At 71.6% G+C, this 24022-nt stretch carries 16 protein-coding genes; 4 read left to right on the top strand and 12 right to left on the bottom strand.

Annotation, left to right across the window (positions count from 1 at the left end):
* Positions 1-405: 405 nt before the first annotated feature.
* From KBB57_RS17870 to KBB57_RS17860, 3 genes are all read right to left on the bottom strand, one after another.
* The gene (locus tag KBB57_RS17870) at positions 406-2064 is read right to left on the bottom strand and encodes an MFS transporter (protein ID WP_290753164.1); all 1659 of its coding nucleotides are present in this window, start codon (positions 2062-2064) and stop codon (positions 406-408) included.
* A gap of 215 nt (positions 2065-2279) precedes the next feature.
* The gene (locus KBB57_RS17865; protein ID WP_290753161.1) at positions 2280-2639 is read right to left on the bottom strand and encodes a hypothetical protein; all 360 of its coding nucleotides are present in this window, start codon (positions 2637-2639) and stop codon (positions 2280-2282) included.
* A 189-nt stretch (positions 2640-2828) separates the two neighbouring features.
* Positions 2829-3680, bottom strand: a complete 852-nt coding sequence (locus tag KBB57_RS17860) for a TIGR02587 family membrane protein (protein ID WP_290753158.1) — start codon at positions 3678-3680, stop codon at positions 2829-2831.
* Positions 3681-4366: 686 nt separating this feature from the next.
* Here KBB57_RS17860 and KBB57_RS17855 point away from each other — a divergent pair.
* Positions 4367-5926: a 2-isopropylmalate synthase gene (locus KBB57_RS17855; RefSeq protein WP_290753156.1), complete on the top strand. Its 1560-nt coding sequence runs from the start codon at positions 4367-4369 to the stop codon at positions 5924-5926.
* Positions 5927-6001: 75 nt separating this feature from the next.
* Here KBB57_RS17855 and KBB57_RS17850 read toward each other — a convergent pair whose 3' ends face one another.
* Both KBB57_RS17850 and mprF read right to left on the bottom strand, forming a co-directional pair.
* A complete protein-coding gene (locus KBB57_RS17850) occupies positions 6002-7450 on the bottom strand; it encodes an AcvB/VirJ family lysyl-phosphatidylglycerol hydrolase (RefSeq protein ID WP_290753154.1) in 1449 nt (482 codons plus the stop codon).
* 49 nt (positions 7451-7499) lie between these two features.
* Positions 7500-10109, bottom strand: a complete 2610-nt coding sequence (gene mprF / locus KBB57_RS17845) for a bifunctional lysylphosphatidylglycerol flippase/synthetase MprF (RefSeq protein WP_290753151.1) — start codon at positions 10107-10109, stop codon at positions 7500-7502.
* A gap of 173 nt (positions 10110-10282) precedes the next feature.
* Here mprF and KBB57_RS17840 point away from each other — a divergent pair, with 173 nt between their 5' ends.
* Positions 10283-11011, top strand: a complete 729-nt coding sequence (locus KBB57_RS17840; protein WP_290753167.1) for an SDR family oxidoreductase — start codon at positions 10283-10285, stop codon at positions 11009-11011.
* A 684-nt stretch (positions 11012-11695) separates the two neighbouring features.
* On the opposite strand, the gene KBB57_RS17835 is transcribed toward KBB57_RS17840, so the two are convergent.
* The 6 genes from KBB57_RS17835 to KBB57_RS17810 form a co-directional block, all read right to left on the bottom strand.
* Positions 11696-12811: a glycoside hydrolase family 88 protein gene (locus KBB57_RS17835; RefSeq protein WP_290753148.1), complete on the bottom strand. Its 1116-nt coding sequence runs from the start codon at positions 12809-12811 to the stop codon at positions 11696-11698.
* Positions 12811-14340 carry a glycoside hydrolase family 28 protein gene (locus KBB57_RS17830; protein ID WP_290753146.1) on the bottom strand — a complete coding sequence of 510 codons (1530 nt, stop codon included), beginning with the start codon at positions 14338-14340 and terminating at the stop codon, positions 12811-12813. The genes KBB57_RS17835 and KBB57_RS17830 overlap by 1 nt, the downstream gene beginning before the upstream one ends.
* A gap of 204 nt (positions 14341-14544) precedes the next feature.
* Complete coding sequence (locus KBB57_RS17825; protein WP_290753143.1) at positions 14545-15804, bottom strand: ABC transporter substrate-binding protein; 1260 nt, start codon at positions 15802-15804, stop codon at positions 14545-14547.
* Positions 15805-15830: 26 nt separating this feature from the next.
* Positions 15831-16955, bottom strand: a complete 1125-nt coding sequence (locus KBB57_RS17820) for an ABC transporter ATP-binding protein (RefSeq protein ID WP_290753141.1) — start codon at positions 16953-16955, stop codon at positions 15831-15833.
* Positions 16956-16960: 5 nt separating this feature from the next.
* Positions 16961-17854, bottom strand: a complete 894-nt coding sequence (locus KBB57_RS17815; protein ID WP_290753139.1) for a carbohydrate ABC transporter permease — start codon at positions 17852-17854, stop codon at positions 16961-16963.
* 5 nt (positions 17855-17859) lie between these two features.
* Complete coding sequence (locus KBB57_RS17810) at positions 17860-18744, bottom strand: carbohydrate ABC transporter permease (protein ID WP_290753137.1); 885 nt, start codon at positions 18742-18744, stop codon at positions 17860-17862.
* A 299-nt stretch (positions 18745-19043) separates the two neighbouring features.
* Here KBB57_RS17810 and KBB57_RS17805 point away from each other — a divergent pair, with 299 nt between their 5' ends.
* Positions 19044-19910: an AraC family transcriptional regulator gene (locus tag KBB57_RS17805; RefSeq protein ID WP_290753135.1), complete on the top strand. Its 867-nt coding sequence runs from the start codon at positions 19044-19046 to the stop codon at positions 19908-19910.
* An 87-nt stretch (positions 19911-19997) separates the two neighbouring features.
* Here the strand turns inward: KBB57_RS17805 and KBB57_RS17800 are convergent, their stop codons facing one another.
* Positions 19998-20333 (bottom strand): hypothetical protein, encoded by a 336-nt coding sequence (locus KBB57_RS17800; protein WP_290753132.1) that lies wholly within the window; start codon positions 20331-20333, stop codon positions 19998-20000.
* Positions 20334-20533: 200 nt separating this feature from the next.
* Between KBB57_RS17800 and carB the strand changes: the two genes are divergently transcribed.
* Positions 20534-23827 carry a carbamoyl-phosphate synthase large subunit gene (gene carB, locus KBB57_RS17795; RefSeq protein ID WP_290753129.1) on the top strand — a complete coding sequence of 1098 codons (3294 nt, stop codon included), beginning with the start codon at positions 20534-20536 and terminating at the stop codon, positions 23825-23827.
* Positions 23828-24022 lie beyond the last annotated feature (195 nt).

Genomic DNA, 24022 nt, shown 5'->3' with positions numbered 1-24022 from the left:
AGAAGCGCCTCCAGCGCCGGCCAGTCGAAGAGCGCCTCCACCGGGTCGAGCGCCTTCAGCGCGGGGTGATCCAGCAGCTCGGGGCCGGCGAAAAGGGCGGGTTGCGTCGCGAAGCTCTCTCTCATCCAGAGATCCTAACCCATCGGGATCTCCAAGGGAATCAACGAGTTTCGCAGAGGTCTCTTGAATATAAACGGTGAAAATCATTGCATCGTTACCAGCGCCGCATTTTGCGGTGCCGTTCGACTCACTTCGAGGTTCCGCCGTCCCCGCCGCTGCCGCTCCGCGTCGAGCCGGGTGACATGCGCATGTCACCCGGCGGGCGCCGTCGCGGGACGGACCTCGCCGCTCGGGAGGGGCGGCGACGCGGGGAGGGTGGGTCGGAACTGAACGGACGATCCCGTATCAGTGCGGGTCGACGTGGGGGGAGGCGGGGTGGTGGAGGTGCTGCTGGGCATGGGGGAGCCAGCGGGTCTGGCGGACGAGGCGGCGACGGACGACGGGGACGTCGGGGCCGGCGTGGAGGGCACGCAGGCGGTCGACGACGTCGGCGTCGGCCTTGGTGGCGCGCTGGTGGTGGCGCAGGTAGTCGATCCAGGTGGCGACCTGGTAGAACTCGAGCCAGATCTCGCCGTCGGAGAGGTCGCGCATCAGCGTCCAGTGCCGCGCTCCGTCGCGCTGGCGGATGCGCTGGCGCTCGGCCATCGTCGCTAGGAACTCGGGCTGGTCGGCGAGGCGGATGCGGTACTCGACGGTGATCGCCACCGGGCCGCTGCGCGGCTGGAGGTCGACGCCGAGGGTGGGCTCGCGGAAGCGGTCGAGGGGGGCGAGGTCGAGGTCGCGGCGGTCGGGGAGCGGCAGCACGAGCCCGACGAGGCCGCCCGCCGCCATGCCGGCGGCGGCGAGGAGCAGGGCTGCGTCGACGCCGCGGGCCTCGGCGAGCAGCCCCCAGGTCCAGGCGCCGAGGGCCATGCCGCCGAAGACCGCGGTCTGGTAGAGGGCGAGCGCCCGCCCGACCACCCAGCGCGGGGTGGAGAGCTGCACGGTGACGTTGAAGAGCGAGAGCGCCAGCACCCAGGCGGCGCCGCCGAGCATCAGGCCGAGCCCGGTCAGCCAGGCGCTGGGGCTGAGCGCGGTGGTCGCCGCGGCGATCGCGAAGGCGGCGAAGGCGATGCGGACGATCCACTCGGCGGAGACGCGCGAGCGGAGCCGGGTCGCCGCGAAGGCGCCGCCGATGGCGCCGACGCCGAAGGCGCCGAGGAGGAGGCCGTAGGTGAGCGCGCCGCCGGAGACGAGGTGGCGCGCGACGATGGGCAGGAGCGCGAGGACGGCGACGGAGGTCAGGCCGAAGAGGAAGCTCCGGAGCAGGACGACGCCGATATGCGGGGACATGGCGACGTAGCGCAGGCCCGCGCCCATCGCGGCGCCGAGGCTCTCGGGCGGCAGCGCCCGCGGGGCGGCGGCGGGCCGCCAGAGCAGGAGCGCGGTGATGATGGCGAGGTAGCTCGCGGCGTTGGCGGCGAAGGCGGCCGCGGCGCCGGCGGCGGCGACGATGGCGCCGCCGATCGCCGGGCCGACGCTGCGGGTGAGGTTGAAGCCGACGGAGTTCAGCGCCACCGCGGCAGGGAGGTCGTGGCGGGGGACGATGTCGCCGACGGTCGCCTGCCAGGACGGGTTGTTGAGCGCCACGCCGCAGCCGATCATGAAGGTGAAGCCGAGGAGCAGCCAGGGCGTCAGCAGGTCGGCCCAGGCGCAGAGGGCGAGCGCGGCCGAGACGACGAACATGCCGGCCTGGGCGGCGAGCATGACGCTGCGCCGGTTGAAGTTGTCGGCGATGGCGCCGGAGGCGAGCGAGAAGAGCATGATCGGCAGGGTCGTCGAGGCCTGGACGAGGGCGACCATGTCGGCCGAGCCGGAGATCGTGGTCATGGTCCAGGCGGCGCCGACGGCCTGGATGAGCCCGCCGAGATTCGAGAACAGGTTGGCGATCCAGAAGGTGCGGAACGTCGGGTTGGCGAGCGGCGCCAGCGCCCCGCTTCTGCCGGTTCCGACCTGCGCGTCCATGCGTCTCCTCCTGCCGAGCGGCGCGTCGACGGCCGTCCCCCCTCCCGGTTTAGGCGCGCGGCGCGCCGAGGCAAGCCGCAATCGGCGGGTTCACGGGATGTCCGGGGAGGGGATGGGCGCGGCCGCGGCGACGTCTGCGGCGGGGCGACGCGGGCGCATGGATGGGGGAGGCCGGTGCGCCTGGCCCGGGGCGAGGCGGAGCGGCGGCGGGCGGGTCAGGGATCGACGTAGCCGTCGACGACGATCTCGGCGGGGGCGTCGAGGAGGAAGGCGCCGGCGACCTCGGAGCCGGGGGGCGCGAAGTCGATGGTCAGGCTGGCGCGCGCGCCGTCGGCGGCGACGGCGGAGACCACGACGGCGTTCGCGGCCGTGCCGCCGGCGTTGTGGAGGATGAAGGCGAGGCGGCGGGTGGCGGGGTCGTAGGGGGCGGCCTCGACCTGCAGGTCGGGCGGCGTCTCGTCGCGGAGGCCGTCCCGGACGAGGTAGCCGATCACCGACGCGACGATCGCCGCCGAGGCGGCCGCGACGACCCATTCGATGCGCTGGGCGAGGGGGGAGGAGGGCGCGCGGGGCATGGCTAGGGGGTCATCCGCGCCGCGGCGGCGGCGCGGCGGCCGCGGCCGCCCGTTCGATGCGCTGGGCGAGGGGGGGCGAGGGGGCGCGGGGCATGGCCAGGGGGTCATCCGCGCCGCGGCGGCGCCGCGGCGGCCGCGACCGCGCGTTCGATGCGCTGGGCGAGGGGGAGGAGGGGCTGCGGGGCATGGCTAGAGGATCATCCGCGCGGCGGCGGCGCCGAGGGCGGAGGGGAAGCCGAGCACGACGATCGCCATCGCGGCGGGGGCGAGGGCGAGGCCGTCGAGGCGGCCGTAGGTCCAGAGCGCGTAGGCGCTGATCCCGAGGCAGAGCGCGTAGCCGGTGATCGTGTAGCGCAGGAAGTCGCCCCAGCGGCCCTCGTTGGGGCCGCCGCCGCCGCGGAAGGCAAGCGCGTAGATGAAGGCGTGCATGAGCGCGATCGAGAGCAGGACGAGGAGGAGCGCGTGCCAGGGCGCCATCATCCGCGAGATGACCACGACCTCGTCGGTGGGCGCGATGTTGAGGCCGAGGAAGACCGCGCCGACGCCCATCAGGAAGAGCTGACCGAAGTAGCCGGAGAGGGCCTGCTCGCCCTCGCCCTCGTCGTCGTCCTCGTGGGTCTCGCCGAGCTGGCTGCGGGCGAGGAGGGCGCCGATGCTGGCGGGGACGGTCTGGAGGGCGAGCTTGCCGACGATCTCGCTCGTGGGCATCCCGGGCCGGATGACGCGGAAGACGGCGAGGACGACGGCGCTGACGAGGAGGCCGATCGCCACGGCGATCAGCGCGTCGCGGACGTCGTCGCGCCAGCCGAAGGTCTGCTCGAAGCCGAGGCGGTGGGCGAGGAGGACGAGGACCGGGGTCGAGCCGGCGACGAGGATGGCGAGGCGGAGGCGGTCGGCGACGAAGCCGAGCTGCCAGAGTTCGAGCGTCATCAGCATCGGCAGGCCGAAGAGCAGGGCGCCGGCGGCGGCGCGGCCGAGGCCGGTCAGCCGGTCGGCGGCCGAGCGGTCGGCGTCGCACGTCGCGGTGTCGTCCCCGGCCATGGCGCGAGATGACCGGAGGGGGATGGCCGCGTCAAGCGGCGCGGATTGGGGGGTTGTTCGCGGTCGAGGCGGGATCCCCGCGGCGGGCCAAGCGACCGACGCGGGCTCTGCCCGCGAGGCCCGGCGCGACAAGCGAAAGCATTGCTTTCGCCGCGCCGACGGCTGGAGCGCGGTTGCGCGCGGAAGCCGTGGGGGGTCCAGATTTCCCCGTCGCGCGCAATCCGTCCGTGATTGCCCCGGCGAGCGCGGAATCGCGCTCGCCCCCCGAGGGGCGATCGCGGACGGATTTGCCGCGGGTCAAATCCGTCTGGCTTCGACGTCGCGACCTGCTTCCGGCCCCGCCTCCGTTTCACCGTGGTGCAGCATGCCGGCAGACAGGCGGCGAGCGAGCGGTCGGGGTGGCGTTCGGCGGTGTCGTCCCCGGCCATGGCTGGGGATGACCGGAGGCCGGCGCTCGCGTCAAGCGGCGCGGATTGCGGCTTTATCTTCCCTGCCGGGGCGCCTATAGTGCCGCGCCATGAGCATGCGGCGGACCCTGAGGGATCACGGAGCGCAGGCCGGGCGTCGCCCGGTCCGGCTTCTGCTGCTAGGCGGCCTCTGAGCGCGCCAGGGTTCCGGCGCGCGCGCTCAGGGGACCGACGGGATCGCGCCGAAAGACGCCCTTTCGCTCAAGGTAGACCACAGCCATGACCACCACGACCGACTCCGACAAGGACCGCGTCCTCATCTTCGACACCACGCTCCGCGACGGCGAGCAGTCGCCCGGGGCGACGATGTCGCTCGACGAGAAGCTGCAGATCGCCGAGCTGCTCGACCAGATGGGGGTCGACATCATCGAGGCGGGCTTCCCCATCGCCTCGGACGGCGACTTCGAGGCGGTGACCGAGATCGCGCGGCTGGCGCAGAGCGCGGTGATCTGCGGGCTGGCGCGGGCGAACTACAAGGACATCGACCGCTGCTGGGAGGCGGTGAAGCACGCGCGGCGGCCGCGGATCCATACGTTCATCGGCACCTCGCCGCTGCACCGGGCGATCCCGAACCTCGACATGGACCAGATGGCCGAGCGGATCCACGACACGGTGACCCACGCCCGCAACCTCTGCGACAACGTGCAGTGGTCGCCGATGGACGCGACGCGGACGGAGCATGACTACCTGTGCCGGGTGGTGGAGATCGCCATCAAGGCCGGCGCGACGACGATCAACATCCCCGACACGGTGGGCTACACGGCGCCGCGGGAGAGCGCGGATCTGATCCGGATGCTGATCGAGCGGGTGCCGGGCGCGGACGGGATCGTCTTCGCGACGCATTGCCACAACGACCTCGGCATGGCGACGGCGAACGCGCTTGCGGCCGTGGATGCGGGAGCGCGGCAGATCGAGTGCACGATCAACGGCCTCGGCGAGCGGGCAGGCAACACCGCGCTCGAGGAGGTGGTGATGGCGATGAAGGTGCGCCACGACATCATGCCGTACCGCACCGGCGTCGACACCACGAAGATCATGCAGGCGAGCCGGCTGGTCGCGACGGTGTCGGGCTTTCCGGTGCAGTTCAACAAGGCGATCGTGGGGAAGAACGCATTCGCGCATGAGAGCGGCATCCATCAGGACGGGATGCTGAAGAACGCCGAGACGTTCGAGATCATGCGGCCGGAGGACGTGGGGCTCAATGCGACGAGCCTCGTCATGGGCAAGCATTCGGGGCGGGCGGCGCTCAGGGCGAAGCTCGGGGAGCTCGGGTTCCAGCTTGGCGACAACCAGCTCGGCGACGTGTTCGTGCGGTTCAAGGCGCTCGCCGACCGCAAGAAGGAGGTCTACGACGAGGACCTCGTGGCGCTGATGCAGGACCAGGGCACGAACGCCGCCAACGACCGGGTGCAGGTGAAGCGGCTGCGGGTGGTGTGCGGCACCGAGGGGCCGCAGTCGGCGGAGCTGACGCTCGCCATCGACGGCGAGGACCATTCGGTCGAGGCGACGGGGGACGGGCCGGTCGACGCCGCGTTCAAGGCGGTGAAGGCGCTGGTGCCGAACGCGGCGCGGCTGGTGGTGTATCAGGTCCATGCGGTGACCGAGGGCATGGACGCGCAGGCGACGGTGAGCGTGCGGCTGGAGGAGGACGGCAAGATCGTCACCGGCCAGTCGGCGGACACCGACACGGTGGTCGCCTCGACGAAGGCCTATGTGAACGCGCTGAACAAGCTCATGGTGCGGCGGCTGAAGACCGCGCCGAACGCCGCCAGCGCGTGAGGGTTGGGGGGGGCGTCCCACAGTGGGACGCCCCTTATCTGTTTGAGATAACGCCAAAACACTCGTGAAGTAATTTTATTGAGCGGGCGGCGCGGCGGCCTCTTGCGGGTCGAGGCGGTCGAGGATGTGGCGGGCGAGCGCGGGATAGTCGCCGTCGAAGTGGTGGCCGCCGGCGGTCTCGACGAGGGCGGCGCCGGAGCCGGCGAGGGCGGGGCAGGCGCTGTCGGTCTCCTTGTCGCCGTAGACGCAGAGCAGCCTTTCCTGCGGCAGCGCGGCGAGGTCGGCGGCGATCGGCGTCGCCGCCGAGGAGGCCGAGCCGAGCCAGCCGGAGACGGTGATCTCCCAGTCGGCGGTCTCGCCCGGGGCGAGGAGGGCGATCTCGGCGACCCGGGCTTGCGTCTCGGGCGGCATGGTGGCGATGGCGGCGGGGAGCACGCTCGCGCCGAAGGAGTAGCCGGCGAGGATGACCCGGCTGACGCCCCAGCGGTCGGCGTAGAGGTCGATCAGGCGGGCGAGCTCCTGCCCCGTCTCCTCGGGGGTGCGCAGCGTCCAGAACCAGCGCAGGGAATCGAGGCCGATGGTGGGGACGCCCTGCGCCTGGAGGAGGCCGGCGACGGTCTTGTCGAGGTCGCGCCAGCCGCCGTCGCCGGAGAGCATGATCGCCATGGCGTCGTGCGACGGCGTGGCCGGCAGCTCGACGATGGCGGGGGCGTCGCCGGCGACCGCGGCGGCGGCGATGCTGCCGGCGATGGCGTCGCCGAGCGCGGAGGGGCCGGGCTCGGGCGAGGTCTTGCGCTCGAAGGTCACGCCGGCGGCGGCGAGCGCGTCGGCCCGGGCCGTGGCAGCGGGGGGCGCGTCGGCAGCGAGGATGAGCGTCAGCGGCGCGGGCTGCGCGCCGGCAGGGAGCGCGTAGGAGGAGCCGCCGTCGGCGTCGGTGTGGGCGGCCTTGGTGCAGAGCGTGGTCGCGAGGCCCTGTCCGGCTGTGGGGTTGGCGGCGATGACGCCGCCGAGGGTGTCGGCGGGGGTCTGGGCGAGGACGTCGATGGCGAGCGCGGCGCCCTCGCCGAGACCGGCGACGATGGGGGCGTGGAAGGTCTGCGCCCCGGTGGAACGCTCGATGGCGTGGCTCATCCGCTCGAAGTCGGCGACGAGGTAGACGCAGTCCTTGCCCTCGGCGTCGAGCGCCGCGAGGTAGGCCGGGAGGTCGATGCCGACGACGACGGCGTTGGCGTGCCGGAGGCGGGCGGCGAGCGCTGCCTCGGCGTCGCCCCAGCCGGCGGCGTCGGAGAGGAGGAACACCGTCCCGGTGGCGGGGCCGTCGGGGGTGAGTATCGTCGGGCTCGGGATCTGGCCGGGGTCGAACTCGGGCGCGGCGGGGCCGTCGGCGCGGGCCACGGGCGCGGCGAGGGCGAGGCAGGCGGCGAGGAGGAGGGAGGCGCGCCGCGGGCGGGCGGAGCGGGGGCCGGGCTGGCGGCGGCGGGTCGGGAGGGACGGGGTCCCGGGGGTGCGCAAGGTCGGGGTCACGGGAGGAGTCCCGTCCGGTCGGACGTTGCTCCGGCGGCTCCTTGTGGCTTCATCGCTCGTCCTTTCCGCCTCGGGAGATGAGCCGCGTCGCGTCGAGGAGGACGAGGGCCGGGCCGGCCCCGCCCGAGACCGCGAGGTAGCGTGGGCGCCAGGCCGGCTTGAGCTTCTCCTTGAAGCTGCGCAGGCCCTTGAAGTTGTAGGAGGGCACGCCCTGCTCGAAGATCGCCGCGCCGACGCGCTGCCAGTTCGGGGCGGCCGCGCTGGAGGAGAGGCCGGCGAGCGGGGCCATGCCGAGGCTGAACCAGAGCGCCCCCTCGGCCTTGAGGATCTCGCAGAGGCGGATGAACAGGAACTCCATCGCCACGTTGGGGACGTCGGCGACGTGGCGCATCAGGTCGACGGCGACCTCCTCGCCGAGGTCGGTGGCCAGCAGGGTGGCGAAGGCGACGATCTCGTCGCCGCGGCGCATGACGGCGACGCGGCCGCCGGCGACGAAGGCGGGCTCGAAGGCGCCGAGGGAGAAGCCCTTCTCGGCGGCGCCGCGCTCGGCGAGCCAGGCGTCGGAGATGGCGCGGAGCCGGGCCATCAGCGGCGGGACGGCCCCGGGGGCGAGGATCTCGACGGAGAGGCCCTCGCGGGCGCCGCGGGAGAGCACGTTGCGCTGGCCCGAGCGGGCGCCGCCCTTGAGGTCGAAGGCGGCGAGGTCGACGCGCGCCTCCTCGCCGAGCTTGAAGAAGCGGAGGCCCGCGTCGGCGTAGAGGGCGAGGTTCTCGGGCGTCGCCTCGTAGAAGGCGGCGCGGCCGCCGGCGCCGCGGGCGGTCTCGACGAAGCGCCAGATCAGCTCGGGCCAGAGCTCGACCGGGCCTACCGGATCGAAGAGCGCGATCCACGAGGCGCCCTGGCGGGCGTACATGACGAAGCCGCGGCCGTCGTCGGAGAACATCACCCGCTTGTCGCCCATGCGCACGAGGCCGGCGCCGGGGTCGGGTTGCGTGCGGGCGATGGCGGCGGCGCGGGCGAGCTCCTCGGGGGCGGGGGCGTGGTCGCGCATCGGGGCAGGGCGGAGCAGCGACCAGGCGGCGGCGAGGCCGACGAGGAGCGCCGAGCCGACGAGGGCGCGCAGGCCGCGCGGGGCCTCGGCGGAGAGCTCGAAGCGCAGCCAGCTCTCGGCGCCGAACTCGGCGTGGCCGAAGGCGAAGCGCAGGATGGCCAGCGCGAAGACGAGGACGGCGGCGACGGCCCCGATCCAGGGGAGCGTCAGCTTCGCCTCGAGGAGGGCGGCGCGGCGGTCGAAGGCGTCGCGGCCGAGGAGGAGGGCGAGGACGAGCGCGGCGAGGGCCGCGGCCTCGAAGATGGCGACGGCCTTGACGAGGGAGAGCGCGAGGGCGGCGAGGGCGGCGAGGAGCGCGGTCCACCAGGCGCCGTCGAGGCGGAAGGCGAGGCCGCGGGCGGCGACCATCATCAGCGCGCCGAGGACGGAGGCGAGGAAGTGGGCGCTCTCGATCAGCGGCAGCGGGAAGATGGCGCCGAGCCATTCGAGGTCGATGGCGCGGGCCGGCGTCACCGCGGAGAAGACCAGCATGGCGCCGAGGACGAGGGTGAGGGCGGCCAGCGCCTGCGGGGCGAGGCCGCCGGCGGCGCGCAGCACCGCGCCGGCGGGCGAGGCGAGGCGGCGGGCCTCGGCGGCGGCGAGGCCGAGCGCCGCGACGAGGAGGGGCAGGGCCTGGTAGACGAGGCGGTAGAGGGCGAAGGCGGCGAGGAGATGGGCGGGGGGCGCGGCGCCGGCGAGGGCCGCCATCAGCACGGCCTCGAAGACGCCGAGGCCGGCGGGGACGTGGCTGAGGATGCCGAGCGCCAGCGCGATGCCGAAGAGCGGCAGGAAGGCGAGGTAGTCGACGCTGCCGGGCGGCAGGAAGGCCCAGAGCACGCCGGCGGCGGTGGCGAGGTCGGCGGCGGTGATGGCGATCTGGGCGGCGAGGGCGCCGCGGGCGGGCAGCTCGAGGCTGCGGCCGCCGGGGAGCGGCAGGCGGCCGCCGCCGGCGGCGACGAGGCCGGCGCAGGCGGCGACGGCGAGGAGGGCGGCGGCGCGGACGAGGCCCTCGGGCAGGCCGGAGAAGCGGGCGGCGGCCGGGACGGTGGCGAGCGCCGCGAGGGCGGCGGTGGCGACGAGACCGAGGCCGAAGCCCGCGGTGACGAGGGCGACGACGCGGGCGATGTCGCCGGGGCTGACGCCGAGGGGGGTGTAGAAGCGCAGGCGGACGGCGGCGCCGCTGAGCGGGCCGAAGCCGGTGGTCTGGGCGACCGCGTAGGCGGCGGCGGCGCCGGGGGCGATGCGCCGCCAGGCCTGCTTCTGGCCGAGGGCGCGGAAGGCGTTGAGGTCGTAGAGGGTGAGGACGGCGAAGCTCGCGGCGGTGAGGAGGACGGCGAGGCCGACGCGCCAGGGCGGCGTGGCGAGGAGCGCGGCGACGACCTCGTCGTAGTTGGCGTGGCGGGCGAGGCGGGCGAGCGCCGCCACCGCGACGACGAGCATGGCGAGGGTGAGGACGGTGGCGAGGAGGGCGCGCCGGCGGCTGGTCCAGGCGGCGAGGCGCGCGAGGGCGCCGGGGCGGCGATCGGCCGCGGTTTCCGCCTTCGTCCCGGCCGATCCGAGGGGGGTCATGCGCGCCGCCTGTGCGATTCCGGCGGCGGACGCTTTGCCACCGGCCGGGCGCGAAGGAAAGCCGGGTCACGCGACGGTGTTCGGGGGGTGTTCGGGGGCGGGGAGGCTTGCGCGGGCGGCGGGCGGTGAATACGGGATCCGGAAAAGGCCTTGGAGGGGGATGCGGCGTGCGTCTGGAGGGGAAGACGATACTGGTCACCGCGGCGGGCCAGGGGATCGGGCGGGCCTGCGCCGCGGCCTGTGCGGCGGAGGGGGCGCGGGTGATCGCCACCGACCGCGACGCGCGGCTGCTGGAGGGGCTGGCGGCGGAGGCGCGCGCGCTCGACGTGACCGACGGGGCGGCGATCGCGCGGCTCGCGGCGGAGGTCGGCCCGCTCGACGGGCTCTTCAACTGTGCGGGGATGGTGCATCACGGGACGATCCTCGACGTGACCGACGCGGACTGGGAGGCGGCGTTCGCGCTGAACGTCACGGCGATGATGCGGACGATCCGCGCGGCGCTGCCGGGGATGCTGGCGCGGGCGGCGGAGACGGGCGGGGCGTCGATCGTCAACATGGCGTCCATGGCCTCGTCGATGAAGGGGTTTCCGAACCGCTGCGCCTACGGGGCGTCGAAGGCGGCGGTGATCGGGCTGACCAAGGCGATCGCTGCGGATTTCGTGAAGCAGGGGCTGCGGTGCAACGCGCTGTGCCCGGGGACGGTGGACACGCCGAGCCTGCGCGAGCGGATCGCCGCCTTCGCCGACCCGGCGCAGGCGGAGAGGGACTTCATCGCCCGCCAGCCGATGGGCCGGCTCGGCACGGTCGCGGACATGGCGCCGATGGTGGTCTACCTGCTGTCGGACGAGAGCCGCTACATGACCGGGCAGGCGGTGGCCGTGGACGGGGGGACGTCGATCTGAGGCCGGCTGGCGGGGCGGAGGAGGCCGGCCGCAGGGCGTATCACGCGTGATATGCGGGCAAGGCGTTGATTTGGTTGGGTGAGTTGCCGGCACGAGCGGATCGCGGCCTTTGCCGGTCCGGTGGGGGCGGAGCGGGAGTTCGTCGCCCGCCAGCCGATGGGCCGGCTCGGCGCGGTCGCGGACAGGGCGCCGACGGGGGGGGGCCGGCTCGGGTGGAGGCCGCTGCATGCCGGCAGGTGGTCGCGATAGCCCGGAGCCGGCCGATGAACATATTGCTGATGATCTTGTCTTTAATTTCAATAACACGGTGGGATGATCGATATGTATGGATCAGATAGACGCGAGCTGTTGTTTCAAGCGCTAAATATAGCTCTTCATGAGATACGCGCTACAGACGACATAAAATTTGCAAATATGTTTGCGGATATATTTAGAAATGTCCCGTCAATGCTGGCAAGAACGCAGGAAGAAGATAAAATATTTGACGAGATCTATAATACCGCAGAAAGATACGGATATAAAGAATCTATATTTAGGTTCATAATAGGCGTAGCACGCACATATCATATAGACAAAATTTGCATACCACAAATAGGCGACAACATTCGGTCCGCCGGTGGCGGGTGACGGCGAACGAGCGCAAGCGGCAGGGAGTGGCGGTGCGGGGGCGCCGCCGGCGGGGGCTCAACCGAGGCGGCGGAGGGGTTCGGCGCGGGTGGAGCGGGTGCGCTCGTGCTCGCCGGCGGCCATCATCAGGGGGCCGACGCCCTTGACGTCGTCGCGGACGATCTCCTCGGTCACGTAGTAGGCGGGCGTGCCGTCGCGGTAGCGGCCGGAGAAGCCGCCGAGGCCGGCGACGCAGCAGACCTGCGGCAGCGCCGCGCCGCGCCCGGACGCCGCCTCGGCGGCGACGCGGGCCCCGAGGGCGGCGAGGGCGCGCCGGGCGGGGGCAGCGGCGCCGGGGGCGACGCCGAGGCGGTCGAGGCGGAGGAGGGCGTAGGCGAACATCGCGCTCGCCGAGCTCTCGGCGTAGTTGCCGGGGAGGTCGGGCAGGTCGATCACCTGGAGCCACAGGCTCTCGGGGGTGGCGAGGTCCGCCAGCCGCGCGGCGAGGGCGCGGGTGGGGGCGCCGAGGCCCTCGGCCTCGAAGGCGTCGCGGCCGAGGAGATCGGCGACGTCGGCGAGGGTCATCGCCAGCCAGCCGAGGGCGCGGGCCCAGTGCGCCGGGGACTGGCCGGTCTCGTGGTCCGCCCAGGGCTGGGCGCGGCTCTCGTCGTAGCCGTGGACGTAGAGTCCGGTCGCCTCGCGCCAGGTGAGCGCGAGTGCGGTGCGGAGCTGGGCGAGCGCGTCCACGATCAGCTCCGGACGGGCGGTCATCTGGCCGAGCTCGATCTGGAACGGCAGGCCCATGTAGAGCCCGTCGAGCCAGACTTGTGACGGGTAGCGCCGCTTGTGCCAGTAGACGCCGGATCCGGTGCGCGGATGGCGGGCGAGCTGGTCGGCGAGGCGCCTCGCGGCGGCCATCCAGCGCGGGTCGTCGGTCTCGCGGTGGAGGTGCAGGACGGCGCGGCCGGAGAGGATGTTGTCGATATTGAACTCCTCGGCCGCGTAGCCGGCGAGCGAACCGTCCGGGCGGACCTGCGCCTCGAGGAGGCGCCGCAGGTGCGCGGACCAGCGGGGGTCGCCGGTCGCCTCGCCGAGGACGATCAGGCCGCGGTAGAGGCAGCCGTCCTCGTAGCAGAAGGCGCCGTCCTTGTACGGGGCGTAGGCGGCGGCGTAGGCGTCGAGGTAGTCGAGCATCAGGAAATCCCCCGGATGACGGCGAGCTCCGGCGGCGCGACGGCCCCCGCCAGCGTGATTTCGGCGTACTCGGCGCAGAGCCCGGCATGGCGCATCGGCGGCACGCAGCAGGCCATCACCGGCACCGCGGCGACGGCCTCGGGGTCGAAGCTCGCCGCGATGCCGCCGAGGGTGAGCCCGGTGATCGGGGCCTCGGGCAGGCCGAGGAACACCCCGGCGGCGAGGCGGACGCCGCGGAGCTCGACGTCGCGGATGGTGATGTCGCGCAGCCTCGGCGTGGAGACGTCGACGTCGGCCGGGGCGCGGGACTGCACCCGCTCGGAGCGGCCGTCGTGGTCGCAGAAGTAGAAGGCGTTGGCCTCGAAGCCGGTGTCGACCGCGTCCATGCGGCAGCCGCTCACCACGACGCGGGCGATCTCGCCGCCGCGGCCGCGGCGCGTCTTGATGCGCAGGCCCCGGTCGGTGCGGCGGAAGTCGCAGGCGGTGACGGAGACGTCGGTGACGGAGCCGCTCATCTCGGAGCCGATGACGACGCCGCCATGGCCGCGCTCCATCAGGCAGTGGCGGATGGTGACGCGGCGGGTGGGGGCGAGGTGGTCTCCCGCGCCGTCGTCGCCGCGCTTGCCGGCCTTGATGGCGATGCAGTCGTCGCCGACCGAGAAGCGCAGGCCCTCGATCAGCACGTCCTCGCAGCTCTCGGGGTCGAGGCCGTCGGTGTTGGGGCTGTCGGGGTCGTTGACGATGGCGAGGGCGGAGGCGACGAGCAGGCGGCAGGCGACCGGGTGGACGGTCCAGGACGGCGAGTTGGTCACGGTGACGCCGGCGAGCGTCACGTCCTCGCAGCCGGAGAGGAAGATGGTCCGGGGCCGGCGGGTGCCGTCGCGGGTCTCCTTGGGCCAGGTCCACCAGTCGCCGCGGTCGCCGCCGCCGTCGATCGTCCCGGAGCCGGCGATGGCGACCGCGCGGGCGTCGATGGCGTTGACGAGGGCGGCGTAGCTCGCGGCCGGCAGGCCCTCCCAGGTTCCGAGCATCCGGCCGTCGGGACGGCGGGCGGGCAGGATCGGGAAGCGGGCGCGGTCGGGGTGGGCGGCGAGGACGGCGCCTTCGGCGAGGTGGAGTGTCAGGCCGCTGCGGAGGAAGACGGGGGTCGACTGCCAGCGGCCGGTGGGGACGAGGACGGTCCCGCCCGCGGGCGCGGCGGCGATGGCGGCGGCGATCGCCTCGGCGTTGTCGTCGGCGTCCTCGCGGGCGCCGAAGGCGGCGATGTCGACGAGGCCGGCGCAGGCGGGGGTGGTGAGGTCGAAGGGGGCGGCGCCGTCGAGGCGGAGGCGGTAGGCGGCGCCGGGGGCGAGGCCGTCGAGCGCGAGCACGGCCCGGTCGGCGACGCCCTCGCGGACGGTCGCGCCCGCGGTCTCCAGCGCGAAGCGCCGCGGCTCGGGCAGGAAGTGCAGGACGTCCTCGCCGGAGAGGCGCAGGGTGACCATGCGCGGCGTCCGGGCGGAGACGCCGATGGTGAGGGCGGCGGGCATCGCGGGGCTTTCCTTGGTTCCGGGGACGGCGGGCCGGGCGGCCCGCCGCGGTCGTCGGGAGCTGAGGGCGCCCTGCGCTGGGCGGCCCGCGTCACGGTTGCGCGCGTGAAACAAGACACAACATATTGATATATCTTGTAAAATTCCGTCGCATCAACCAAGCGTTCACGAAGGTTGACGCGGCGGGAGCCGCCGCAGGGGAGCTCAGAAACCGGCGGTGATGTCGGAGACGTCGTAGACGATCTCCTCGGCGGCGGCGGCCGCGTCCATCTGGCCATAGCCGAAGGCCTCGACGGTATCGAGGAAGACCTGCCGGATCTCGGGGTTCTCGTTGTAGGGCGAGACGGCAGGGCCTTCCTCGGCGACCATGATGGCGTTCGCCTCGATCAGGTTCGGGTCGATCTTGCCGGCGTCGAGCAGCATCTTCGCGGCAGAGGCGTTGCTCGGCACGCCGCGGGCGTCGCCCATCGCCATGATGCCCTCGGGCTCGGCGAGCAGGCAGTTGATGATCTCGGCCGCCGCCTCGGGGTTCTTGCTGTTCTTTGAGATGGCGAAGAGCATCGAGGGCTTGCGGTAGACGCCCTGGGTGGTCGCGCCGTCGATCGTCAGGAGGTCGGTGGCGATCAGCTCCTGGCCGTCCTTCAGCGGATCGGCGTACTTCGAGTAGGTCGAGTCCCACTCGTAGGTGCCGGCGATGTCGCCCGAGGCCCAGCGCGGGCTCTCGAAGAGCTCGATCTTGCCCTCGGCGGCGACGTCCCTGGCCGGGCGGATGGCGCCGGCGTCGACGAGGCCCTTGTAGAACTCGAGCGCCCGGGTGAGGTCCTCGACGGACCACGCGACCTCGCCGGTCTCGGGGTCGATCATGTCCTTGCCGGTGATCTGGGTGGCGGCGAGGGTGACGATGAAGAGGGCGTTGAGGCCGGTCGCCTCGAAGGGGTAGTGGCCCTGCCCGAGCTTCTCCTTGAAGACGGGGGCGGCGGCGAGCACGTCGGCCCAGGTCTTCGGCAGCGGCAGGCCGGCCTTGTCCCACTGGGTCTTGTTGAAGAACATCACCCGGCCGGTGGTCGAGACCGGGATGCCGTTGAGCTTGCCGTCGACCGTGCCGGCGGCGAGGTCGTCGGCGGACCACTGGGCGAGGTCGATCTGGTCCTTGAAGGCGGTGAGGTCGGCGAAGCCGTCGCCCTTCTTGCTGAAGATCGGCAGCCAGGGCCAGTTGATCTGCAGGATGTCGGCCTCGGTGCCGCCGGCCATCTGGGTGGCGAACTTCTCCTGGAAGCCCGACCAGCCGCCGAACTCGGCCTTGATGTCGTGGCCGTATCTGGCGCCGCAGATCTTGAGGGCCTCCTGGGTGGCGACGTGGCGGGCGTCGCCGCCCCACCAGGACATGCGCAGGTCGGCGGCCGATGCGGCGGAGCCGGCGGTGACGGCGACGAGGGCGGCGAGGGCGGTCGTCATGCGAAGCATTGGATTATCCTCCTGTTTTCTTGTGGTCAGTTGAGCCTGGAGAGCGACAGGTTCTGGCCGGTCTCGGGGTCGAAGACGTGGACGCGGGCGGCGACGGGCCGGAGCCCGACCCGGGCGCCGCGGCCGACGGCGGCGCGGTCGCGCGTCGCGCCGGGCACGACGGCGACGAGGACGTGGCCCTCGACCTCGACGTGCAGGTTGATCTCGTGGCCCATGAACTCCGAGGTGACGACCGTGCCGGTAAAGGCGTCGGGGTCGCCCGGGGCGGCGAGCTCGAGATGCTGGGGGCGGACGCCGAAGGTGACGGCGCCGGCGGGCGCGGCGAGCCGCGCGGCGAGGTCGTCGAGGCGGACGGCCTGCCGGCCGATGCGGATCGTCGGCGCGCCGTCGCGCTCCAGCGTCGCCGGGACCAGGTTCATCTCCGGCGTGCCGATGAAGCCGGCGACGAAGGCGTTCTCCGGGCGGTCGTAGAGCGTCGCCGGGTCGGCGACCTGCATGATGCGGCCTTCCTTCATCACGCAGATGCGGTCGCCCATGGTCATCGCCTCGGTCTGGTCGTGGGTGACGTAGACGACGGTGGCGGGGCGGCCCTCCTCGCGGAGCCTGCGGTGCAGGTCGGTGATGCGCACCCGCATCGAGGCGCGGAGCTTGGCGTCGAGGTTGGAGAGCGGCTCGTCGAAGAGGAAGACCTGCGGCTTCTTGATGAGGGCGCGCCCTACCGCGACGCGCTGGGCCTGGCCGCCGGAGAGCTGCTTCGGCAGGCGGTCGAGGAGCTGCTCGATCTCGAGGATGCCGGAGACCTCGGCGGTGGCCTTGTCGATCGCCGGCTTCGGCTCGCGGCGCAGGCGGAGGCCGAAGCCGAGGTTGTTCCTCACCTTCATGTGCGGGTAGAGCGCGTAGTTCTGGAACACCATGGCGATGCCGCGCTTGCCGGGGGCGAGGTCGTTGACCACGGTGTCGCCGATGACGACCTGCCCGCCGGTGATGGACTCGAGCCCGGCGATCATGCGGAGCGTCGTCGACTTGGCGCAGCCCGAGGGTCCGACCAGGACCATGAACTCGCCGTCCGCCACGTCGAGGTTGATCCCGTGGACGGCCCGGAAGCCGGAGCCGTAGGTCTTCTCGAGGTTCTGGATCTGGATACGTGCCATTTCGGTTATCCCTTCACGCCGCCGGCGGAAATGCCCTCGATGAAGTACTTCTGCGCGATGAAGAAGACGACGAGGGCGGGGGTGAGAGCGAGCACCGACATCGCCAGGATGCGGTTCCATTCGAAGGCTTCGGTGGTGTCGATGGAGAGTTTCAGCGCGAGCGAGACGGGATACTTGTCGACCGACGAGATGTAGATGAGCGGGCCGAGGAAGTCGTTCATCGTCCACATGAACTGGAAGAGGCCGACGGAGATCAGCGCGGGCGTCAGCATCGGCAGGACGATGAAGACGAGGGTCTGCATCGTGTTCGCCCCGTCGACGCGGGCCGCCTCCTCCATGTCGCGGGGGATGGCGCGCAGGAACTGCACCAGCATGAAGACGAAGAAGGCGTCGCCGGCGAAGGCGGAGGGCACCCAGAGCGGCAGGAAGGTGTCGAGCCAGCCGATGTCGCGGAAGAGCAGGTACTGGGGGATGCGGGTGACGACGTTGGGCAGCAGCAGCGTGGCGATGAGGAGGGCGAAGAGGATCTTCTTGCCCGGGAACTCGAAGCGGGCGAAGCCGTAGGCGACGAGCGCGCAGGAGATCACCGTGCCGATCACCTTGGGCGCGACGATCAGGAAGGTGTTCCAGAAGAACCGCGCGAAGGTGTAGGGCGTCGAGGTCCGCCAGCCGTGGATGTAGCCGTCGAGCGTCGGGCTCCTCGGGATGAAGCCCGGGCTCGCGAAGATCTCGGCGTTGGTCTTGAACGAGGCGCCCACCAGCCAGATCAGCGGGTAGAGCATCAGGAGGCCGACGCCGGCGAGGAGGGCATAGCGGACGGCGACGCCGATCTTCGCCTTGCGGGCGTTGCGCTCGTTGGCGCGCAGGCCCGCCTCGGCATGGTCGAGGACGAGTGTCATGGGCGTCAGCTCCTCTTGTCGCCGGCGTAGTAGACCCACTTCCTCGACGACCAGAACGCGACCACGGTGAGCGCCATGATGATGACGAAGAGCACCCAGGCGATGGCGGAGGCGTAGCCCATGTCGAAGGACTTGAAGGCCTTGTCGTAGATGTAGAGGGGCAGGAGGTAGGTGGACTTGAGCGGGCCGCCGCCGGTGATGACGTAAGGCCCGTTGAACTCCTGGAACGCCTGGACCATCTGCATGATCAGGTTGAAGAAGATGACGGGGGTGATCAGCGGCAGGGTGATGTGGCGGAAGCTCGTCCACTTGCCGGCGCCGTCGATCGAGGCGGCCTCGTAGAGCGACTTGTCGACCGCCTGGAGCGCCGCGAGGAAGATCACCATGGCCGAGCCGAACTGCCAGACGCGCAGGAGCGTGATGGTGAAGAGGGCGTTCGTCGGGTCGCCGAACCAGTTGACCGGCTCCAGCCCGACGAGGCCGATCGCCATGTTGACGAGGCCGGTGTCGGAGAAGATGTAGCGCCAGAGCACCGCGATCGCGATCGAGCCGCCGAGGATCGAGGGCACGTAGTAGGCGGTGCGGAAGAAGCCGATCGCCCTGATCTTCGCGTTGAGGATCACCGCGACGAAGAGCGCGAAGGCGAGCTTCAGCGGCACGGTCAGCCCGACATAGGCGAGCGTCACGGTCAGCGACTTGACGAAGGTGCGGTCGCGGGTGAGCAGGCGCTCGAAGTTGTCGAGCCCGACCCAGGTGGGCGTGTCCATCAGCGAGTAGTCGGTGAAGCTCAGGTAGAGCGACGCGCCGAACGGGATGGCCGTGAAGACCATGAGCCCGATGATGTAGGGCGCGATGTAGGCGAGCCCGAGGTAGCGGCTCTCCCCTCCCATGTCAGGACCTTTCCGTGGTGGTCGCGGCGGCGGGCAGCCGCGCGGCGAGGCGCGCCGGCGTCGGCCGGGCGATGGTGACATTCGGGGACGCGCCGGTATTATGGCCGTGCCGCGCGTCGGAGCGGGCAAGGCGGCGCCGCTCCCCGGAAAGGGGTTTCACCATCCGGTGCTCCTCGTGATGCTTGAGACGCCGTGTCCCGGGCTTTTCGCGTATCCCGGCTCGAGCGGCTCCGGTTTCCTCCTGAGCGCACCATGCCGGAACGGCCGCGGCCTCAAAATGAACGATGCGGGATAAAGGGATGGACGAAACCGGAGGTCGCATTCTCGAGGGCATCCCGGCCCATGCGCTCGGCCTCCGGCTCGCCCGGTCGACGATCAAGATGCGCCACGCCGAGACCTGGCGCGTCGACAAGTCGAACGACGTCCACGATCTCGTCATCTGCCTGACCGGCTCGGCGCGCTACCGGCTCGACGGGGTGGAGGTGGGGATGACGCCGGGCTCGGCGATGCTGATCCCGGCGGGCGCGCATTTCATCGGCCGCCACGAGGCGGGCGAGACCTATACCGGGATCGCCCAGCACTTCACCCTCGACATCTTCGGCAAGGTCGACCTGATCGCCTCGATGCGGCTCGACCCGGTGGCGCCGATCCCGCGCTGGCAGCTCGTCGAGCCGCTGGTGCGGCATTACCGCGACATCGCGCCCGAGGCCTCGACGACGCTGACGCAGCACCATCTCTTCATGGTGATCCTGCTCGAGTACCTCGAGGCGGCGTTCCGCGGCTGGCGCGGGGTGACGGCGGCGCTCGACCCGGGCGACGCGCTCTCGCTGCACATCATGCGCGCGGCGGCGGAGATCGCCGCCGACCCGCTCGGCGCCGGGACGCTCGACCGGGCGCTGGCGGCGGCGCCCTACAACGCGGAGTACTTCCGGCGGGCGTTCCGCGACAAGATCGGCTGGACGCCGCAGAAGTTCCTGGAGTTCAAGAAGATGGAGCGGGCGAGCAACATCCTCTCGGGCGGGCACAGCGTGAAGGAGACCGCCGCCCTCGTCGGCTACGAGGACCCCTACTTCTTCTCGCGGATGTTCAAGCGCTACATGGGCGCGAGCCCGGCCACCCACCAGCTCCGCGTCCGCGAGGCCGGCGCCTGGCAGCCGGCGGAATAGGGCGGGGTCCGCCAGCCAGACCGGCGCGCGAGGCGCTCGGTTCCGTCGCAAAGGTGCAAGGGCGGCGGCCAGAGCCGGTCAAGGGGATCAGCGCGTCTCGACCAGATGCGAAAGATGTTTGACCAAATCGGAGAGCGCGTCAGGTTGCGAGACTTCGTAGTCCCAGACGTCAAATTCCTTCCCAGGCTTGAAGATATATACTTCATACTTCGACCAAGTTGTTTCCAGACCAATGACGCCTTCGTTCCAGTCAAAATAGACAGTTTGCCAGTAGCCGCGCGAAGCTCGTTTGGGCAGCGGGATCTGACCCCATATCGCCTCGAGCAAACGGGTCGCAGCTTCAATACACTCGTCATCGGGTGGGTTCTCTTCGGGCCAGCCGATCTCGATCCCCGCCCAGATCTTCGGCAAGGTCAGGCTCATTTGTCTCAAGGCCTCCCAAGCGCCCGCCATGGAGCCCAAGCATGCGGCACTCGGCTGCCGGAGGCCAGCCGCCTCGACCCCATCCGCCCTTGCGCCCCCGTCCCCCGCCCGTATAACCGCCACGATTTGCCGACCCGGACGAATCCAACTCCGCGCCCGCGGGCCCCCCGCGGCGCGACAGACCGCGCGAAGGCCCGTTCATGCCGAAGAGAACCGACATAAGCTCGATCCTGATCATCGGGGCGGGCCCCATCGTCATCGGCCAAGCCTGCGAGTTCGACTATTCCGGCGCCCAGGCCTGCAAGGCGCTGCGCGAGGAGGGCTACCGGGTCATCCTCGTCAACTCGAACCCGGCGACGATCATGACCGACCCGGGGCTCGCCGACGCGACCTATATCGAGCCGATCACCCCGGACGTCGTCGCGCGCATCATCGAGCAGGAGCGCCCCGACGCGCTGCTGCCGACGATGGGCGGACAGACCGCGCTCAACACCGCGCTGGCGCTCGCCGACATGGGCGTGCTGGAGCGGTTCGGCGTCGAGCTGATCGGCGCGAAGCGCGCGGCGATCGAGATGGCCGAGGACCGGAAGCTCTTCCGCGAGGCGATGGACCGGATCGGGCTGGAGAACCCCAAGGCCACCATCGTCAACACCATGGCCGAGGCGATGGACGCGATCGAGTACGTGGGCCTCCCGGCGATCATCCGCCCCGCCTTCACGCTCGGCGGCACCGGCGGCGGCGTCGCCTACAACCGCGAGGACTACGAGCGCATCTGCAAGACCGGGCTCGCCGCCTCGCCGGTCAGCCAGATCCTCGTCGACGAGTCGCTCCTCGGCTGGAAGGAGTTCGAGATGGAGGTGGTCCGCGACAAGGCGGACAACTGCATCATCGTCTGCTCGATCGAGAACGTCGACCCGATGGGCGTGCATACGGGCGACAGCATCACCGTCGCGCCGGCGCTGACGCTGACCGACAAGGAATACCAGATGATGCGCAACGCCTCGATCGCGGTGCTGCGCGAGATCGGGGTGGAGACGGGCGGGTCGAACGTGCAGTTCGCCGTGCAGCCGGAGACCGGGCGGCTCGTCGTCATCGAGATGAACCCGCGGGTGTCGCGGTCCTCGGCGCTGGCGTCGAAGGCGACGGGGTTCCCGATCGCCAAGATCGCCGCGAAGCTCGCGGTCGGCTACACGCTCGACGAGCTCGACAACGACATCACCCAGGTGACGCCGGCCTCGTTCGAGCCGACGATCGACTACGTGGTGACGAAGATCCCGCGCTTCGCCTTCGAGAAGTTCCCCGGGGCCGAGCCGCTGCTCACCACCGCGATGAAGTCGGTGGGCGAGGCGATGGCGATCGGCCGGACGTTCCACGAGAGCGTGCAGAAGGCGCTCTGCTCGCTGGAGACCGGGCTGACCGGCTTCGACGAGATCGAGATCCCGGGCGCGCCCGACCGCGACGCGATCATCCGCGCGCTCTCCGTCCAGACCCCCGACCGCCTGCGCCTCGCCGCCCAGGCGATGCGCGAGGGACTGTCGGACGACGACATCCACGCGGTGACGAAATACGACCCGTGGTTCCTCGCCCGCATCCGCGAGATCGTCGACGAGGAGGCGCGGCTCGTCCGCGACGGCCTGCCGCGCGAGGAGCACGCGCTGCGGCGGCTGAAGATGATGGGCTTCTCCGACGCGCGGCTCGCGAAGCTGACCGCCCGCGAGGAGAGCTCCGTCCGCGCCGAGCGGCAGCGGCACGGCGTGCGGGCGGTCTTCAAGCGCATCGACACCTGCGGCGCCGAGTTCGAGGCGCAGACGCCCTACATGTACTCGACCTACGAGGCCGAGCACGGCGGCTTCGTCGAGTGCGAGAGCCGCCCGAGCGCGGCGCGCAAGATCGTCATCCTCGGCGGCGGCCCGAACCGGATCGGGCAGGGGATCGAGTTCGACTATTGCTGCTGCCACGCCTGCTTCGCGCTGTCGGCGGCGGGTTACGAGACCATCATGGTCAACTGCAACCCCGAGACGGTGTCGACGGACTACGACACCTCCGACCGGCTCTACTTCGAGCCGCTGACGCTGGAGCACGTGCTCGAGATCCTGCGGGTGGAGCAGGAGAACGGCACGCTGCACGGGGTGATCGTCCAGCTCGGCGGCCAGACGCCGCTGAAGCTCGCCGACGCGCTGGCGGAGGCGGGCGTGCCGATCCTCGGCACCACGCCCGACGCCATCGACCTCGCCGAGGACCGCGAGCGCTTCCAGAAGCTCCTGCACGAGCTCGGCCTGCGCCAGCCGCGGAACGGCATCGCCCGCTCGGCGAAGGAAGCGCGAAAGGTCGCCGCCGAGATCGGCTATCCGCTGGTGATCCGGCCGAGCTACGTGCTCGGCGGCCGCGCCATGGAGATCGTCCGCGACGAGGCGCAGCTCGACCGCTACATCGCCACCGCGGTGCAGGTCTCCGGCGACACGCCGGTGCTGCTCGACAGCTATCTCGCCAACGCCGTCGAGGTCGACGTCGACGCGCTCTCGGACGGCCACGCCGTGCATGTCGCCGGGGTGATGGAGCATATCGAGGAGGCGGGGGTGCATTCCGGCGACAGCGCCTGCTCGCTGCCGCCGCATTCGCTCTCGCCGGAGACGGTGGAGGAGCTGATCCGCCAGACCGGCGAGATGGCGCGCGCCCTGGGCGTCGTCGGCCTGATGAACGTGCAGTTCGCCATCCAGGGCGAGGACATCTACGTGCTGGAGGTGAACCCGCGGGCCTCGCGCACGGTGCCCTTCGTGGCGAAGGCGACCGACAGCGCCATCGCCTCGATCGCCGCGCGCCTGATGGCCGGCGAGCCGCTCTCCGCCTTCCCCTACCGCCCGCCCTATCCGGCGGGCGTCGGCCCGGACGACCCGCTGCCGCTCGCCGACCCGCTGACGCTCGCCGACCCGCAGACGCCGTGGTTCTCGGTCAAGGAGGCGGTGCTGCCCTTCGCCCGCTTCCCCGGCGTCGACCCGCTGCTCGGGCCGGAGATGCGCTCGACCGGCGAGGTGATGGGCTGGGACCGCACCTTCCCGCGCGCCTTCCTCAAGGCGCAGCTCGGGGCCGGCATGGACTTGCCCTTGTCAGGCCGTGTGTTCGTCTCCGTCCGCGACGCCGACAAGACCCCGGCGCTGGCGGCGGCCGCCCGGGATCTCGTCGGAATGGGCTTCACGCTGGTGGCGACCCGCGGCACCGCCGCCTGGCTCGCCGGGCAGGGGGCGCCCTCGGAGGGGGTGAACAAGGTCTACGAGGGCCGGCCGAACATCGTCGACCGCCTGAAGAACGGCGAGATCGCCCTGGTCTTCAACACGACCGAGGGCAAGCAGTCGCTCCTCGACAGCCGCGACATCCGCGCCGTCTCGCTGATGGACAAGATCCCCTACTTCACCACCGCCGCCGCGGCCATCGCCGCCGTGGCGGCGATGCGGACGCGGGGGGAGGGGGAGATCGAGGTGCGGACGTTGCAGGGGTGAGATTGCAGGGGCGAGATAGGCGCCACGGCTTGGGGAGGCCGTGCGCGTCGCGCTCGCGGGTTATCGTCGTGGCCGTCTTTCACGCTTCCCGCGACATCCGCCGCATTCTCGGCGAGAGCGCAGGGTAGGCGCGTCGCCGTTCGGTGCGGCGCCGCGCCTCGGGAGATGCGGGTCGGCCCGGCGGAAAGGCGGGGT

This window comes from Amaricoccus sp., assembly GCF_017993425.1.
In the GTDB taxonomy this organism is placed as follows: Bacteria; Pseudomonadota; Alphaproteobacteria; order Rhodobacterales; family Rhodobacteraceae; genus Amaricoccus.
The sequence above is the reverse complement of the archived record's forward strand: the minus strand, read 5'-3'. Positions and strand labels throughout refer to the sequence as shown.